Origin of the sequence: Streptomyces pyxinae (assembly GCF_024756275.1) — a bacterium.
Classification (GTDB): Bacteria; Actinomycetota; Actinomycetes; order Streptomycetales; family Streptomycetaceae; genus Streptomyces; species Streptomyces pyxinae.
Genome location: NZ_JANUGQ010000001.1, coordinates 299,207 through 314,629, shown reverse-complemented (window position 1 = coordinate 314,629; position 15,423 = coordinate 299,207). Strand labels below are relative to the sequence as shown.

At 72.5% G+C, this 15,423-nt stretch carries 15 protein-coding genes; 9 read left to right on the top strand and 6 right to left on the bottom strand.

All coding sequences use genetic code 11. The features are described from left to right. Positions 1 to 2: 2 nt before the first annotated feature. Positions 3 to 1,157 carry a tyrosine-type recombinase/integrase gene (locus NX801_RS01280; RefSeq protein ID WP_258784847.1) on the top strand — a complete coding sequence of 385 codons (1,155 nt, stop codon included), beginning with the start codon at positions 3 to 5 and terminating at the stop codon, positions 1,155 to 1,157. A gap of 7 nt (positions 1,158 to 1,164) precedes the next feature. On the opposite strand, the gene sodN is transcribed toward NX801_RS01280, so the two are convergent. After that, a complete protein-coding gene (gene sodN / locus NX801_RS01275) occupies positions 1,165 to 1,560 on the bottom strand; it encodes a superoxide dismutase, Ni (RefSeq protein ID WP_258784846.1) in 396 nt (131 codons plus the stop codon). A gap of 151 nt (positions 1,561 to 1,711) precedes the next feature. Here sodN and sodX point away from each other — a divergent pair, with 151 nt between their 5' ends. Beyond that, the gene (sodX, locus tag NX801_RS01270; RefSeq protein WP_258784845.1) at positions 1,712 to 2,134 is read left to right on the top strand and encodes a nickel-type superoxide dismutase maturation protease; all 423 of its coding nucleotides are present in this window, start codon (positions 1,712 to 1,714) and stop codon (positions 2,132 to 2,134) included. On the opposite strand, the gene NX801_RS01265 is transcribed toward sodX, so the two are convergent. Next, positions 2,041 to 2,667: a CGNR zinc finger domain-containing protein gene (locus tag NX801_RS01265; protein WP_258784844.1), complete on the bottom strand. Its 627-nt coding sequence runs from the start codon at positions 2,665 to 2,667 to the stop codon at positions 2,041 to 2,043. The genes sodX and NX801_RS01265 overlap by 94 nt on opposite strands. 84 nt (positions 2,668 to 2,751) lie before the next feature. Between NX801_RS01265 and NX801_RS01260 the strand changes: the two genes are divergently transcribed. Continuing rightward, positions 2,752 to 3,513 (top strand): class I SAM-dependent methyltransferase, encoded by a 762-nt coding sequence (locus NX801_RS01260; RefSeq protein ID WP_258784843.1) that lies wholly within the window; start codon positions 2,752 to 2,754, stop codon positions 3,511 to 3,513. 124 nt (positions 3,514 to 3,637) lie between these two features. Here the strand turns inward: NX801_RS01260 and NX801_RS01255 are convergent, their stop codons facing one another. The 3 genes from NX801_RS01255 to NX801_RS01245 form a co-directional block, all read right to left on the bottom strand. After that, a complete protein-coding gene (locus tag NX801_RS01255; RefSeq protein ID WP_309505757.1) occupies positions 3,638 to 4,399 on the bottom strand; it encodes an amino acid ABC transporter ATP-binding protein in 762 nt (253 codons plus the stop codon). Further along, positions 4,396 to 5,316, bottom strand: a complete 921-nt coding sequence (locus NX801_RS01250; protein WP_258785195.1) for an amino acid ABC transporter permease — start codon at positions 5,314 to 5,316, stop codon at positions 4,396 to 4,398. Before NX801_RS01250 ends, NX801_RS01255 begins: the two co-directional genes overlap by 4 nt. 419 nt (positions 5,317 to 5,735) lie before the next feature. Beyond that, a complete protein-coding gene (locus NX801_RS01245; protein WP_258784842.1) occupies positions 5,736 to 6,713 on the bottom strand; it encodes an ABC transporter substrate-binding protein in 978 nt (325 codons plus the stop codon). Positions 6,714 to 7,319: 606 nt separating this feature from the next. Here NX801_RS01245 and NX801_RS01240 point away from each other — a divergent pair. The 6 genes from NX801_RS01240 (at position 7,320) to NX801_RS01215 (ending at position 14,432) form a co-directional block, all read left to right on the top strand. Then, the gene (locus NX801_RS01240) at positions 7,320 to 8,582 is read left to right on the top strand and encodes an NAD(P)-dependent malic enzyme (protein ID WP_258784841.1); all 1,263 of its coding nucleotides are present in this window, start codon (positions 7,320 to 7,322) and stop codon (positions 8,580 to 8,582) included. A gap of 573 nt (positions 8,583 to 9,155) precedes the next feature. Continuing rightward, a complete protein-coding gene (locus NX801_RS01235) occupies positions 9,156 to 9,782 on the top strand; it encodes a phosphoesterase (protein ID WP_258784840.1) in 627 nt (208 codons plus the stop codon). Next, entirely contained in the window at positions 9,779 to 11,335 is a 1,557-nt protein-coding gene (locus NX801_RS01230; protein ID WP_258784839.1) for an alkaline phosphatase D family protein, read from the top strand. The genes NX801_RS01235 and NX801_RS01230 overlap by 4 nt, the downstream gene beginning before the upstream one ends. A gap of 105 nt (positions 11,336 to 11,440) precedes the next feature. Further along, a complete protein-coding gene (locus NX801_RS01225) occupies positions 11,441 to 12,403 on the top strand; it encodes a zinc-binding dehydrogenase (protein WP_258784838.1) in 963 nt (320 codons plus the stop codon). Between the two features lie 75 nt (positions 12,404 to 12,478). Continuing rightward, positions 12,479 to 14,212 carry a glycoside hydrolase family 5 protein gene (locus tag NX801_RS01220; RefSeq protein WP_258784837.1) on the top strand — a complete coding sequence of 578 codons (1,734 nt, stop codon included), beginning with the start codon at positions 12,479 to 12,481 and terminating at the stop codon, positions 14,210 to 14,212. Beyond that, positions 14,166 to 14,432, top strand: coding sequence for a ribbon-helix-helix protein, CopG family (locus NX801_RS01215; protein WP_258784836.1), 267 nt, complete (start codon positions 14,166 to 14,168; stop codon positions 14,430 to 14,432). The genes NX801_RS01220 and NX801_RS01215 overlap by 47 nt, the downstream gene beginning before the upstream one ends. Here NX801_RS01215 and NX801_RS01210 read toward each other — a convergent pair. Next, the gene (locus NX801_RS01210; RefSeq protein WP_258784835.1) at positions 14,401 to 15,423 is read right to left on the bottom strand and encodes a PadR family transcriptional regulator; all 1,023 of its coding nucleotides are present in this window, start codon (positions 15,421 to 15,423) and stop codon (positions 14,401 to 14,403) included. The two genes, NX801_RS01215 and NX801_RS01210, sit on opposite strands and share 32 nt — an antisense overlap.

Sequence of the window (15,423 nt, the reverse complement as noted above, 5' to 3'; positions counted from 1 at the left end):
ACTTGGCGAACATCCAGAAGCGCCCCAACGGCAAATGGCGAGCCCGCTACCGCGACCTTGACGGCAAGGAGCACGCACGCCACTTCGACCGGAAGCTCGACGCGCAGCGCTGGCTCGACGAAGTCACGGCCAGCGTGGTCACCGGGCAGTACGTCGACCCCCGCGCCGGTCGCGTCACCTTCGAGAAGTACGCCGAGAGGTGGGCGGGCTCGCTCATCGCGAGCGAGGCGGGCGAGCGCATCACCGACAACGCGCTCCGGCTGCACCTCGTCCCGGCGCTGGGCGCCCGGCCCATGGCGGCGATACGCCGCAACGACATCCAGGTGCTCTTCAAGCACCTCTCCGACCAGCTCGGTCCCGGCAGCGTGCGCAACGTCTACGACGTCCTCGTGCGCGCCATGACGGCGGCGGTGGACGACAAGGTCATCGCCTCCACCCCGTGTCGCCGCATCACCCTTCCGGCCATGCCGGACGAGGAGGTCACTCCGCCCACGGTCGAACAGGTCGAGGCGATGGCCCGGGTCATGCCGCCGTACATGCGCGCGGCCATCGTCACGCTCGCCGGTTCAGGATTGCGCATCGGTGAACTGCTCGGCCTGAAGGTGGCGGACGTCGACTTTAAGGCCGGGACCCTCCGCATCGAGCGGCAGCGGCTCCAGTCGGGGAAGATCGGTCCGCCGAAGACGGCCAAGTCCCGGCGGGCGGTCCCGGTCGGCGAGGTCGTCGCCGACACACTCCTCTCGCATCTCGCCGCATATCCGTCGAAGGAGTGGCTGTTCACCACAGAGGAGAGCGGGCCGCTTCAGTACCGGCGGTGGAAGACCGAGTGGAACTGCGCCCGCAAGGCGCTCCAGGCGGCCGAGAACGGGGCCGCCGAGCGGGAGGGTCGAAAGGCCGTCCAGCTGCCGCACATGGTCACCCACGATCTGCGGCACTTCTACGCCTCCGCGCTCATCGCCGGCGGCGCGAGCGTCAAGCAGGTGCAGCTCGTCCTCGGGCACGCCTCCGCCGTCATCACGCTGCGGATCTACGCGCACCTGTGGCCGGGCGAAGAAGACCGCACCCGGGCCGTCATGGACGCCGTGCTCGGCGGCCTGCGGACCGGGTGCGGACAGCCAGGCGCCCTGACCCGAGAAACCGCAGGTCAGAGCGCCTAGGTAGGGATCAAGCCTTCTTGGTCTCCCAGAAGATGCGGTCGATCTCCGCGATGAGCTCCAGGGCCTTCTCGCCCGACTTCGGGTCGGTCGAACCCTTGGCGGCCGAGAGGGCCTTGAGGGTGTCGTTGACGAGCTGGTGGAGCTCGGGGTACTTCTCGAAGTGCGGCGGCTTGAAGTAGTCGCTCCAGAGCACCGACACATGGTGCTTGGCGAGCTCGGCGCGCTGCTCCTTGATGGTCGTCGCGCGTGCCAGGTAGTGGGTGTCGTCGTTGCCGGCCATCTTCTCCTGGATGGCCTTGACCGACTCGGCCTCGATGCGGGCCTGCGCGGGGTCGTACACGCCGCAGGGCAGGTCGCAGTGGGCGCTGACCCTCACCTTGGGGGCGAATAGGCGGGAGAGCATGGAGCTGTCCTTCCTCGTGATCGTCTTCTCAGGTGGGACATTACTCCGTGAGGGACGCGTTTTCGCGGGTGCCCCCTCGGGCTTGGGTCAAAAGTCCGAGGCCGTGCGGGACCCCGTGGAGGGGTGTGGAGGAAGGGCTGGGAGGCGCCGGATGACGGGACGCGGGGCGGGCACGGGGCCGCCGTTCGGACTGGCCGAGGTGGCGGGGGTGTCCATGGTGCCGACGCTGCGCCACGGCGATCAGCTGCTGGTGCGGTACGGGGCCGAGCCCAGGGCCGGGGACGTGGTGGTGCTGCGCCATCCGCTCCAGCAGGATCTGCTGATCGTGAAGCGGCTGACCGGGCGGCGGGACGGTGGCTGGTGGGTGCTGGGGGACAACCGGGCGGCCGAGGCGGTGGACAGCCGGTCGTTCGGCGCGGTTCCGGAGGAGCTGCTCCTCGGGCGGGTGCTCGTCCGGTACCGGGGGATGCGGCCGGGGCGTCAGCGCTCGGTCGGGGCGGTGCTCTCCTGGCTGTTCTCGGCCGTGCGGCCGGTGCCCGCGCGCTCGGACTCCTCCCGTTTGCGGGCCCGGTAGGCGGCGACGTTGGCGCGGGTGGCGCAGCGGTCGGAGCAGTAGCGCCGGGACCGGTTGGTGGAGGTGTCGAGGTACGCGTTGCGGCAGGGCGCCGCCTGGCAGAGCCCCAGCCGGTCGGCGCCGTGCCCGGTGAGGTGGAAGGCCAGCCCCATCGCGGCGATCGCGGCGTACCCGGTCGTGGCGTTGGACGGGTGGTCCGCGAGGTGCATGTGCCAGCGCGGCCGTCCCTCGTCGTCCAGGTAGTCGTGGCCCGAGATCTGCGGGCTCACCGGGAACTCCAGCAGCAGGGAGTTGAGCAGGTCGACCGCCCCGGTCTGGTCGCCCGCGTCGGCCGCGGTGAAGACGGCCCGCAGCCGGCTCCGTACCGAACGGAACCGGGTCACGTCCGCGTCGGTCGCCCGGCGGGCCATCTGGGAGGCCGGGCCGAAGAGTTCGCGCACCGCCTCCACCGAGGTCAGGGAGTCCTTGTTGCGCGCCGGCTCCTCGGTGTTCACCAGACGTACGGCGTAGTCCGAGTAAGAGGCCAGTTCCACTAGTAATCCTTACCGGGGCGGTCTAGGGTCGGTCGGGTCAAGGGTAAGAGATGACTGCCCGACCCGAGTGTTACGGAGGCGAAAATGACCGAGGCGGCGGCGACCACCGACTGGCACGGCTGGCAGGAGAGCTGGGACCGGCAGCAGGAGTGGTACATGCCCGACCGCGAGGAGCGGTTCCGGGTCATGCTGGACATGGTCGAGGCGGTGGCCGGCCCCGCGCCCCGCGTCCTCGACCTGGCCTGCGGCACCGGCACCATCACCGACCGGCTGCTGGAGCGCCTCCCGGACGCGGTGAGCACCGGGGTCGACCTCGACCCCGCGCTCCTCACCATCGCCGGTGGCTACTTCGCCGGGGACAAGCGGGTCACCTTCGTCCGGGCCGACCTCAAGGACCCGGAGTGGACGCGGGCGCTGCCGTACGACTCGTACGACGCGGTGCTCACGGCCACTGCCCTCCACTGGTTCCACCAGGAGCCGCTCACCGCGCTGTACGGGCAGCTCGGTGGTCTGGTGCGGGACGGCGGCGTCTTCATGAACGCCGACCACATGCCGGACGAGCGCACGCCTCGGATCAACGCCTTGGAGCGCGCCCACCGGCATGCCGCGATGGACCGTGCCAAGGCCGCCGGCGCGGTGGACTGGTCGGACTGGTGGCGGCTGGCCGCCGCCGATCCGGCGCTCGCCGCCCCGACCGCCGAGCGGTTCGAGATCTACGGCGAGCACGCCGACGGCGACTCCCCCTCCGCCGCATGGCACGTCCGGACCCTGCGGGCCGCCGGCTTCGCGGAGGCCCGCACGGTCTGGTCCTCGCCCTCGGACGCGCTGGTGCTCGCGCTGAAGTGAGGGGAAGGGGAGGCGAGAGGGGAGGGGGCGGTGCGGGGTGTCCGTACCGCCCCCCCGGGGTTGTGTGCCGTGCTCCTCGCCGTTCTTGTGGGGGTCGCTCTCGCGGGGCTGGAGCCCCAGAGGGCTAGAGGACCTTGGAGAGGAAGGACCTGGTGCGCTCGTGCTGGGGGTTGCCCAGCACCTCGCGGGGGTGGCCCGACTCCACGACCACACCGCCGTCCATGAAGACCAGCGAGTCACCGACCTCGCGGGCGAAGCCCATCTCATGGGTGACCACGACCATGGTCATGCCCGTCTGGGCCAGGTCCCGCATCACGTCCAGCACATCACCGACGAGCTCCGGGTCGAGCGCCGAGGTCGGCTCGTCGAAGAGCATCAGCTTCGGCTCCATCGCCAGCGCCCGGGCGATCGCCACCCGCTGCTGCTGGCCGCCGGAGAGCTGGGACGGGAAGTTCCCGGCCTTGTCGCCCAGCCCCACCCGGTCGAGCAGCTTCAGCGCCCGCTCCCGGGCCGAGGACTTGGACTCGCCCTTGACCTGGACCGGCGCCTCCATGACGTTCTCCACGGCCGTCATGTGCGGGAACAGGTTGAAGCGCTGGAAGACCATGCCGATGTCCCGGCGCTGGAGCGCGACCTCGCTGTCCTTGAGCTCGTAGAGCTTGTCGCCCTTCTGGCGGTATCCGACCAGCTCGCCGTCGACGTGGAGCCGTCCGGCGTTGATCTTCTCCAGGTGGTTGATGCACCGGAGGAAGGTGGACTTCCCGGAGCCGGAGGGGCCGATCAGGCAGAACACCTCACCGGGGGCCACTTCCAGGTCGATGCCCTTGAGGATGTGGGCGGCCCCGTAGGACTTGTGGACGCCCTCGGCCTTCACCATGGCGGTCATCGCGCAACCTCCGGGCGTCGCAGGGTGGACAGATTGGCCTTGACCTTCTGCCACGGGGTCTTGGGCAGTTCACGCAGCGCTCCCCGGGCGTACTTACGCTCCAGGTAGAACTGGCCGACGCTGAAGACGCTGGTCAGCGCCAGGTACCAGAAGGAGGCCACGAAGAGCATCTCCATCACCGCGTAGGTGCGGCCCGAGACGATCTGCGCGCTGCGCAGCAGGTCGGGGTAGGAGACCACGGCCACCAGCGACGAGGTCTTGAGCATGTTGATGAACTCGTTGCCGGTCGGCGGGATGATCACCCGCATCGCCTGCGGCAGCACCACCCGGCGCATGGTCTGGAAGCTGGTCATGCCGAGGGCGTGCGACGCCTCGGTCTGCCCCTCGTCGACCGACTGGATGCCGGCCCGGACGATCTCCGCCATGTAGGCGCCCTCGTTGAGTCCCAGTCCGAGCAGGGCCACGACCAGCGGGGTCATGACGTCCGTCATCTCGTCCTTGTAGATGAACGGGATCTCGAAGATCGGGAAGATCAGCGCCAGGCTGTACCAGAGGAGCAGCTGCACATAGACCGGTGTCCCGCGGAACACCCAGATGAAGAGCCAGGAGACCGCGCCGGTCACCGGGTTCTTGGACATCCTCATCACGGCGAGGACGACGCCGAGCACCAGACCGATGGCCATCGATATGACGCTGATCATCAGCGTACGGCCCATGCCGGCGACGATGTCGCCCTCGGTGATGTAGCTGCCGACCGTGCCCCAGTTGACGTTGCCGCCCGCGAAGGCGTTGATCAGCCACACCAGGGCGGCCAGCACCAGGACACCACTGACGTACCGGCCGTAGTGGCGGACCGGGATCGCGCGGATGGTCTCCGGCGCGGGCCCCCCGGCCGGGGCGGGCTCCTTGGAGAGGATGGGGGCGGGCTCGGACGTCCCGGGGGCCTCGGTGGTGGCCTTCTCCACTGCCGGCTTCTCCGCCGCCGCGGCCCCGGTGGGCTGCTTCTCGACGGTGGCTGCCGGGGTGGTCGCGGGCTGCTTCTCGACGGTGGCTGCCGGGGTGTCGGTCGCCGGGGCTTCCGCGGGCTTCTCGGTGGTCGCCGCCGGCTTCTCCGCCGCCGCGGCCCCGGTGGCCTCTTCCGTGGTCGCCGCCTGTTCCGTCGCCGGTTCGGCGTCCGGCGTGGCCGCCGGGTCCGGGGTGGTGGTGGCGGGGGTGGTGTCCGTCTTCGCCGGGGTGGCCTGGGCGGCCGGGGTGGAGTTCTTCTCCGGCGGGGTCTCGGCGGGCCCCTTGTTGAGCTTCTCAGTCACGACGACTGCCTTTCACCAGAGCGCGAGGATCACTTGCCGCCGTTGATCGCGGCCTTGCCGATCGCGCTCTGCGAGGCGCCCCACTTGTCGAGGATCTTCTTGTAGGTGCCGTCCGCGATGATCGCGTCCAGGGCCTCCTTGACGGCGTCCCGCAGCTGGGCGTTCTGCTTGTCCACGGCGATGCCGAACGGGCCCGCGTCCACCGGGTCGCCGGCGACCTCGAAGGAGTTGCCGTTGTCGGCGGTCTTGGCGACGTGCACGGCGACCGGGAAGTCGTTGAGGTCGGCGTCGGCGCCGCCCGACTTCACCCGGACCTGGGCCTCGGCGTCGGTGTCCGGGGTCTCGATGGCGATCTTGGGCTTGCCGGCCTTCTCGCACTTGGCGGACTGGGCCGTGGCGGCGTCGGCGTAGGTGGTGCCGAGCTGGACGGCGACCTTCTTGCCGCACAGGTCGTCCAGGGTCTTGATGCCCTTGGGGTTGCCCTTCTTGACCAGGATGGCCGTACCGGACTGGAAGTAGTCGACGAAGTCCACGCCCTCGCCGGCCTTCTTGCCCTCGTCCAGGCCCTGCTGGCGGTCCTTGTTGTCGGTCATGCCGGACATCACCAGGTCGTAGCGGCCCGAGTAGAGCGAGCCGATCAGGCCGTCGAACTTGCCGCTCTCGAAGGAGAACTTCACACCCAGCTTGGTGCCGAGGGCCTCCGCGATGTCCGGGTCGATGCCGACGATCCTGGTGCCGTCCATGGACTCCATCGGGGCGTAGGCGGCGTCGGTGCCGACCTTCACCACACCGGACTTCTGGTACTTCTCCGGCAGCTTGCCGAAGAGCGGGGCGCTGCTGCTCTTGGCCCCGCCGGACTTCTGCTGTCCGGCCTCGGTCTGGTCGCCACAGGCGGTCATCAGCATGGAGCCGGTGACCGCGACTGCGGCGACCGCGGCCAGCCGGAACGTCCGAGACGTCCGGGGCTTCCCGGCGGCGGTCGTGCAGTGGGTGGTGCTTGCGGTCATGGTCGGGTTCCTCCGGCTACGTGGGAGTTGCCAAGGGTCGGGCACACACCTTCGGGTGTCGCGACCTCGTGTGGTGACGGCATCTTGCCATTCGGACTAGCCCAAATAGGGGGGTACGCATGTCAAAATCGGATAACGGGTGACCCCCGAACCCCAACGGGCCCGACGATCAAGGCCGGACCTTCTACGGGGTTTCGCGCGAGCTACCGGAAAATCTCCGGGTCATCTCGGTATGCGGACGGAATTGCGAGCGAAATACCGGTCCACAGGGGACTTGTCCGCTTATCCCGTATATCCGGCCATGAGTCAGGTGCGCCGGGTGCCGACCGGCGCGCTCGCGCCCCGGAGGTTCTTGTACGACGTGGAGCACGCGGTTCGGCACTCTGCGCCATATGGACTCGTCGGCGGCGCCGTCCGTCCGGTAAGAAGGATCCTTACACCCCTCATCCGGGGCTCAGGGCGCGTTGTGCGGCGCGCCCGCGCGTTCGTACCTCCCCCCGCCGGGGCGGGCCAACCGCCAGGGCGGGGCACGGACGCGGTGCCCGCCCACCCCTCCTCAACCAGGAGTGGCCACCCTCGATCGTGAAGACTTAAGGGGTCCAACCAATGGCAGCGGAGATCATCAACCCTCGTAGCGACAGCGTCGGCGGTCCGGAGACCGCGGGCGCCGAGCCCGGCGGCCCGGCCGCCAACGGAACGGAGAGCGCGCCCGGCGAGCCCTTCGATCCGGCCTTCGCCCTTCACCGGGGCGGCAAGATGGCCGTCCAGGCCACCGTCCCTATCCGGGACCGGGACGATCTGTCCCTCGCGTACACCCCCGGCGTGGCCAAGGTGTGCAGCGCCATCGCCGAGCGCCCCGAGCTGGTCCACGACTACACCTGGAAGTCCCAGGTCGTCGCCGTGGTCACCGACGGCACGGCCGTGCTCGGGCTCGGCGACATCGGGCCGGAGGCGTCCCTTCCGGTCATGGAGGGGAAGGCGATCCTCTTCAAGCAGTTCGGTGGCGTGGACGCGGTGCCGATCGCGCTCGCCACGACCGACACCGACGAGATCGTGGACACCGTCGTCCGGCTGGCGCCCTCCTTCGGCGGCGTCAACCTGGAGGACATCTCGGCACCCCGGTGCTTCGAGATCGAGCGCCGGCTCCAGGAGCGCCTGGACATCCCGGTCTTCCACGACGACCAGCACGGCACCGCCGTCGTCACCCTCGCCGCCCTGCGGAACGCCGCCAAGCTCACCGGGCGCGGGCTCGGCGAGCTGCGCGCGGTGATCTCGGGCGCCGGCGCCGCCGGGGTGGCCATCGCCAAGTTCCTGCTGGAGGCGGGGCTCGGGGACGTGGCCGTCGCGGACCGCAAGGGCATCGTCAGCCGGGACCGGGAGGACCTGACGCCGGTCAAGCGCGAGCTGGCCGAGCTGACCAACCGGGCCGGGATCTCCGGTTCCCTGGAGGACGCGCTGGCCGGCGCCGATGTCTTCATCGGGGTCTCGGGCGGTACGGTCCCGGAGGCGGCGGTCGCCTCGATGGCGCCGGGCGCGTTCGTGTTCGCCATGGCCAACCCGAACCCGGAGGTCCACCCGGACGTCGCGCACAAGTACGCGGCCGTGGTGGCCACCGGCCGGTCGGACTACCCCAACCAGATCAACAATGTGCTGGCCTTCCCCGGCATCTTCGCGGGCGCGCTCCAGGTGCGGGCCGCGCGGATCACGGAGGGCATGAAGATCGCCGCGGCCAACGCGCTGGCCGATGTGGTCGGTGACCGGCTGGCCGCCGACTATGTGATCCCGTCGCCGTTCGACGAGCGGGTCGCCCCGGCGGTCACCGCCGCCGTGGCCGCCGCCGCGCGCGCGGAGGGGGTCGCCCGCCGCTGAGCGGGACGGTCCGCGCCGGAGTTCACCGGGCCCCGTCCCCGTCCGTCCCCCTCACCGGGGGCGGCGGGGGCGGGGCCCTCGGCGTGTACGGGCGCGGGACGCGGTGTGGGGTGGGGCGTGGGGGCGTGTGCGGGCGGGGGATCGCGGCCGGGGCGGGGCGCGGACCGGAAGAGCGCGGTGTCGCCGGAGGCCGCATGACCGCCGCCTGTCCGTCGGCGTGCGCGGGGGCGGAGGAATGCGTGAGGGCGGTGGGGCGGCGCCTTCCGGGCGCCCACAACGCCGTGGTACGGGGGGCCGGATCGCCCGCAATGCCGTGGTACGCGGGGGTCGGCGGGGCGTCGGGGGCGTGCCTTCCGGGGCCGGACCGCCCGCGACACCGTGGTGCGCGGGGGCCGACGGAGCGGTGGGTTGGCTGGGTGGTGGACCGGTGGGGCGGTGGGGTTTTCCGTGGGGGGACGTGGATCGCCCGTGTGCTGTTCGCCCGGGCTCCTCCCCGGGTTCACCCCCGGCTGCTGTGATGCGCCCGCCGCCACTTGGCGCCGCACCCATCCACCTCAGCAGCAGGAGGCGCGAGTGAACCTGGTCGTCAACGGCGATGCCGAGAGCGGGCCCGGGGGGACCGCCGCCCCCGTCGGGAGCGTGACCGGCTGGCGGATGGTCCAGGGGGCGCCCGCCCTCGTCGCGTACGCGCTCGGCGGCGGTTACCCGACCACCGCCGACCCCGGGCCCGCCCAGCGCGGCAGCCGGTTCTTCTCGGGCGGCGACAGCCCGCGTACCGCACTGCTCCAGGACATCGCCCTGCCCGCCGCCGGGCCCACCGGGCGGGACGCCGTCGACGCCGGGCGGGTCCGGTACGCGGTGGCCGCCTGGCTCGGCGGCTACGCGGCCCAGGAGGACGGCGCCCGGCTCTCGGTGGAGTTCCGCGACGGGCGGGGCACCCCGGTGGCGCTCAGCGTGCTGGGTCCGGTCACCGCGGCCGAGCGACGGAGCCGTACCGGACTGGTCGAGCGCACGGCCGGGGCGCTGCTGCCGCCCGGCGCCCGCACCGCCCGGGTGCTGCTGGTCCTCACCCGTACCGGCGGGGGCACCTCCAACGACGGCTACGCCGACGGGATCTCGCTCACCCTGAGCCCGGTCGCCGCCGGGTCCACGGCGTCCGGCTCCGCCCCGATCTTCACCACCACGGGAGTACGCGCATGAGCCTGAACCGCCGTGATCTGCTGAAGGCCGCCGGGGCCGCCGGGGCGCTCAACCTGGTGTGGCCGCTCAGCCCCGGGCTCTCGCCCGCCCGGGCACGGGAGGCCGCCGAGGCGCTGGGCGCCGCCTACGACCCGGCCCCGTTCACCCTGGGCGTGGCCTCCGGGGACCCGGTGCCCGACGGGGTGCTGCTCTGGACCCGGCTGGCGCCCGAGCCGCTCGCCGCCGAGCAGCCGCTGCCCGAGGTGGTGGAGGTCGGCTGGGTGGTCGCGGAGGACCGGGAGCTGCGCCGGGTGGTCGCCCGGGGCACCGCGCCCGCCTCCGCCACGCTCGGCCACAGCGTCCACGTACCGGTGAGCGGGCTCGCGGCGGGCCGCGTCCACTGGTACGCCTTCACGGCGCTGGGGAAGACCAGCCGCACCGGCCGGACCCGCACCGCCCCGGTCGGCCCGGTCCCCCGGGTGCGGTTCGCCGCCGCCAACTGCCAGGCGTTCCACGACGGTTACTACGCGGCCCACCGGGGCATCGCCCGGGAGGACGTGGACTTCGTGGTCCACCTCGGCGACTACATCTACGAGCACGGCCCGGTCGGCGGCGACCATGTGCGCGACCACGACACCCCCGCCGTGCTCACCCTGGCCGACTACCGCCGCCGCCACGCGCTCTACAAGGGCGACCCCGCGCTGCGGGAGGCCCATGCCGCACACCCCTGGTTCCTCACCTGGGACGACCACGAGGTGGTGAACGACTACAGCGGCACCGGTGGCGGGGCGCCCTTCCTCCAGCGCCGGGCCGCCGCGTACCAGGCGTGGTACGAGCACCAGCCGCACCGGGACGCCTCGGCCACCACCGCGCTGCCCGACCCGGAGATCCACCGGGTACGCCGCTGGGGCGACCTGCTGGAGCTGACCGTGCTGGACCTGCGCTCGTACCGCTCGGCCCAGAACCTCCCCGACGGCACCATCCTGGGCGCCGCGCAGAAGTCCTGGCTCAAGGGCACGATCGACCGGGCGCCGGACTCCTGGCACGTCTGGGCCAACTCGATCATGCTCAGCCAGCTGCGCGGCCGGCCGGGCGGCCCGTACATGTTCACCGATCAGTGGGACGGCTTCCTCGCGGAGCGCAAGGAGGTGCTGGGCCAGGTCCGCACCAGCGGCCTCGAGGACCTGGTGGTGATCACCGGTGACTGGCACTCGGCCTTCGTGGACGACATCCGGACCGACTTCGACGACCCGTCCTCACCGCTGGTCGGCACGGAGTTCACCGCCCACTCGGTCACCTCGGGCGGCTACTCCGCCGACTGGAACGCCACCAACGGACCGGTGATGGGGCGGGCCAACCCGCATCTGAAGTACTTCGAGGGCAACCGGTACGGCTATGACGTCTACGAGGCCACGCCGGAACGATTCAGCGCCCATATGCGGGTGATCGGGGACCGCCGGGACCCCGTCTCGCCGGTCTCCACCCTCACCACCTTCCACGTGGACCGCGGCCGTACCGGTTCCCACGAGGACCCGGCGACGAAGAACTCACCCGCGCAGTACCGTCGGGACTGAGGCGGCGACGAGACCCGAAGCGGTAAGGGGAAGCGCGCGGGACGCGGCGCGCGTCACACGCCGGTGTGGTTCCGCCGCGTCCCGGGACCGTCCTAGGGTCGGGCCATGTTCGCTGCCTATGCCGCCCGCATCGATCCCGATCAGCCGCTGAACGGCCTGGAGCTGGGCGAGCGCCCGGCGCCCGGGGACCGCACCGGCTGGACCACCGTCACCGTCCGGGCCGCCTCGCTCAACCACCACGATCTGTGGTCGCTGCGCGGGGTCGGCCTGGGCGAGGACAAGCTGCCGATGATCCTCGGCTGTGACGCCGCCGGCGTGGACGAGGACGGCAACGAGGTCGTCCTCCACTCCGTCATCGGCCAGAGCGGCCACGGCGTCGGCCCCCGGGAGCCCCGGTCGATCCTGACCGAGCGCTACCAGGGCACCTTCGCCGAACGGGTCGCCGTGCCGTCCTGGAACGTGCTGCCCAAGCCGCGTGAGCTGACCTTCGAGCAGGCCGCCTGTCTGCCGACCGCCTGGCTCACCGCGTACCGGATGCTCTTCACCCAGGCGGGTGTCCGCCCCGGCGACTCGGTCCTGGTCCAGGGCGCGGGCGGCGGGGTGGCGACGGCCGCGATCGTGCTGGGCCAGGCCGCCGGACTGCGGGTCTACGCCACCAGCCGGGACGCGGCGAAGCGGAAGCGGGCGGTCGAGCTGGGCGCCACCGAGGCGTACGAGCCGGGCGCCCGGCTGCCGCACCGGGTGGACGCGGTGATCGAGACGGTCGGCGCGGCCACCTGGTCGCACTCGGTCAAGTCGCTGAAGCCCGGTGGCACCCTGGTCATCTCCGGCGCGACCAGCGGCGACCGGCCCTCGCACGCGGAGCTGACCCGGATCTTCTTCCTGGAGCTGCGGGTGGTCGGCTCGACCATGGGCACCAAGGACGAGCTGGAGGACCTGCTCTCCTTCTGCGCGGCGACCGGGGTGCGGCCGGTGATCGACGAGGTGCTGCCGCTGGACCGGGCGCGGGAGGGCTTCGAGAAGATGGCCTCGGGCGAGCTGTTCGGCAAGATCGTGCTGACCTGCTGAAGTCTCCTCCCGGCCGGGCAGAACGGCGCGATGCGGTCTTGAGGGGCGGCGGGGCTGCTGGTGGTATCTCCGGGCATGACGTCCTCCCGGAGATGCCCCAGGGGTACGGCCCTGCCCGCCCCGCTGGTGCTCTGCCTGCTGCCGCTGCTGCCCTTGCTGTCTCTGCTGCTCACGCCGTCGGCTCCCCCTCCCGCGCCGGCGCCGAGGGCGGGGGCGGTCACCGCGCCCGCCGCCGGTGTGGCGCCCGCCGCCGGTGTGGCGCCCGTCGCCGCGTCCGCCGCCGTCGCGCCCGCTGCCGCGCCGTCCGCCCCTGTCGCGCCCGGGCGGCCGGGAATTCCGCCGCTCATCGACGAGCGGGGGCGCGAACTGACCCTGCGCGGCTGGAACGTGGAGGACAAGACGCACCGGGGCGAGGCGGCGCTCTCCGCCATCACCGAGCGGCACTTCCGCGATCTGCGGGCGTACGGTTTCGGCTTCGCCCGGCTGCTGGTCTTCTGGGACGACCTGGAGCCTCGGCCGGGCCGCTACAGCGCCGGGTATCTGCGGAAGATCGAGCGGGTGCTGGACTGGGCCGCACGGCACCGGATACGGGTGGTCATCGACGCCCACCAGGACGTCTACGGACCGGCGTTCGGCCACCGGGGCATCCCGGAGTGGGCCACCCGTACCGACGGGCTGCCCTTCACCCGCCACCCGGACGACTGGTTCGCGGAGTACTTCGAGCCCGCCGTGCAGCGGGCGTTCACCCATCTCTACGAGGACGCCGATCTGCGGCGCGCCCAGGCCGCGATGTGGCGGCTGCTCGCCGCCCGGTTCGGGAAGCACCCGGCGGTGTTCGGCTACGACCTGATCAATGAGCCGATGGGCGAACTCCGGCCGGGGGAAGGGACACCGGACGCCGCCCGGCGGATCGAGCGCGAGCAACTGACGCCGATGTACCGGCGGTTGGCCGGGGCGGTGCGGGTGGTGGACCGGGACTCCTGGCTCTTCGTGGAGCCGACGCCGGTCGTGGGGGAGGGCGTACCGACCGGTCTGGGGCGGATCCGGGACCCGAGACTGGTGTACGCGCCGCACTTCTACAACACCGCGATGGAGGCGGGCGCCGACTACGACCCGGCGGCCGGCTGGATCGAGGCGTACGAGGCGGCCGTCACGGTCTACCCGGCGGCGCACCGGGTGCCGGTGGTGGTCGGGGAGTGGGGCCCGCTCAACAACGCGCAGCCGAACACCGGCCGGTTCTACCGGGACGCGCTGGCCTCGCTGGACCGCTACGCCTCCGGCTGGGCGGGGTACGTCTGGTGCTACGGCGGCGGCTACTGCGCCCTGGACGAGCGGGGGAGGCTCCGCGTCAACAAGGACCTGACGGCGGCGCCGTACCCGGAGGCGGTCGCGGGGCGGCTGCTCGCCCGGGGACCGGGCGGGTTCCGTTATCTGGCCGGGCGCGGTGGCCCCACTGTGCTCTCCCTGCCGCCGGGCCCGCGGGGATGGCGGGTGACGGTGAGCGGCCGGGCCTGGCCCCGTACGACGGTGACGGCACCGGGCGCGGCGGCCCGGGTGCGGATATGGGCCGTGCCGGGGGCGGAGGTGCGGGTCGCGGTCGATCCGGGGCGACGGGTCGCTGTCCCTGCGGATCTCTCCCGGCCGCAGGGCTCCCGCACAGCCACGGCGCTGACGAGCGGAGCCGGGCACGGGCGCCCACGCCGCAGCCCAGGACCGCCCGGAACGGGATCTCCGGACGGTACGCCGCCCGTACCATCCGGGTATGGGGCTCAGGCGCATCGATGTGTACGTGGACCAGGCCGACCTTGAGCTGATCAGGGCGGCGGCGATTCGCCGGGGTCTCCCGGAGGCGGAGCTCGTCCGGGAGGCCGTTCATCGCCTGGCGCTCGCCACCCGGGTGTGGGACGAAGCCTTCATCGAGGACGAGGACACCTTCGACTTCGGAGGCCCCGTCGGGCCGGAGGAGATCCGGGCCACCAGAGCGCGGCCGGGGCCGGTCACCGGAGGCCGCTCCGCAGCAGCCCCGTGACGGTGGCGGCCGTGGTGGCCAGGTGGCGGCGGGTCTCGGCCAGTTGGGCGGGGGTGACCCCGTGGTCGCGGGCGGCGTCGCGGACCTCGTCCCGGAAGCGGTCGAGCAGCCGCTCCAGCTCCCGGGCCGGGTCCTCCGGGGCGGGGGCGCCGGGGGCCGGGGCCTCCGTCGGAGCTGCCGTCTTGGTGGCCGGGGCCGGACCGGGCGCGGGAGTCGCCGTTCCGGGAGCCGAGGGCTCGGTGTCGGCGGGCGGTCGTTCGCCGTACGGGGGCTCCGTGTCGGCGGACGGCTTTCCGGGGCTCGGCGGCTCGGCGTCGTACGGGGGCTGCGTGGGGGCCGGTGTGGCGCCCAGCAGGTCGGTGAGGCGGCCGGTGAGGTCGGAGAGGGCGGCCGGCCAGTCGCCCGCCGAGACGCGGTCCTGCACCTGCTGGGCGAGGCGCTGGAGTTCGCGCTGGGCCCGCTCCTGGGCCTCCTTCGCCTGGTGGCGCGCCGAGCGGGCCTCCTCGCGGGCCCGGCGGGACTCGTCCTCGGCCCGCCGCGCCTGCTCCTTCCACTCCCGGCCGGCCCGCTGCCAGGCCGACTCGCCCGGGCCGTCCCCGGCGGTCCTGGCCCGGTCGGCGGCGGCCCGCATCTCGCTGCGGAGCCGGCCGGCGGCGCCGCGTACGTCCTCCCGGATCTCGGCCGCCAGTTCCGCGACCGAGTCCCGGATCTCCCGCTCCAGATCGGTCAGTTCGCCGCCGCGCCCGGCCAGTTCGGCGCGTCCGGCGTCGGTGAGCGAGTAGATCTTGCGGCCGCCCTCGGTGGTGTGGGTGACCAGGCCCTCGGCCTCCAGTTTGGCCAGCCGGGGATAGACGGTGCCGGCCGAGGGCGCGTACAGGCCGTGGAAGCGCTCCTCCAGGAGGCGGATCACCTCGTAGCCGTGGCGCGGGGACTCGTCCAGCAGCTTCAGCAGATAGAGCCGGAGCCGGCCGTGGGCGAAGACGGGAGGCAT

Excerpts from the sequence above, each read along its gene's own strand:
- sodN (WP_258784846.1), bottom strand. The coding sequence starts at position 1,560 with ATGCTCTCCCGCCTATTCGCCCCCAAGGTGAGGGTCAGCGCCCACTGC.
- sodX (WP_258784845.1), top strand. The coding sequence starts at position 1,712 with ATGACGGGACGCGGGGCGGGCACGGGGCCGCCGTTCGGACTGGCCGAG.
- NX801_RS01260 (WP_258784843.1), top strand. The coding sequence starts at position 2,752 with ATGACCGAGGCGGCGGCGACCACCGACTGGCACGGCTGGCAGGAGAGC.
- NX801_RS01255 (WP_309505757.1), bottom strand. The coding sequence starts at position 4,399 with ATGACCGCCATGGTGAAGGCCGAGGGCGTCCACAAGTCCTACGGGGCC.
- NX801_RS01245 (WP_258784842.1), bottom strand. The coding sequence starts at position 6,713 with ATGACCGCAAGCACCACCCACTGCACGACCGCCGCCGGGAAGCCCCGG.
- NX801_RS01240 (WP_258784841.1), top strand. The coding sequence starts at position 7,320 with ATGGCAGCGGAGATCATCAACCCTCGTAGCGACAGCGTCGGCGGTCCG.
- NX801_RS01230 (WP_258784839.1), top strand. The coding sequence starts at position 9,779 with ATGAGCCTGAACCGCCGTGATCTGCTGAAGGCCGCCGGGGCCGCCGGG.
- NX801_RS01225 (WP_258784838.1), top strand. The coding sequence starts at position 11,441 with ATGTTCGCTGCCTATGCCGCCCGCATCGATCCCGATCAGCCGCTGAAC.
- NX801_RS01220 (WP_258784837.1), top strand. The coding sequence starts at position 12,479 with ATGACGTCCTCCCGGAGATGCCCCAGGGGTACGGCCCTGCCCGCCCCG.
- NX801_RS01215 (WP_258784836.1), top strand. The coding sequence starts at position 14,166 with ATGGGGCTCAGGCGCATCGATGTGTACGTGGACCAGGCCGACCTTGAG.
- NX801_RS01210 (WP_258784835.1), bottom strand. The coding sequence starts at position 15,423 with ATGCCTCCCGTCTTCGCCCACGGCCGGCTCCGGCTCTATCTGCTGAAG.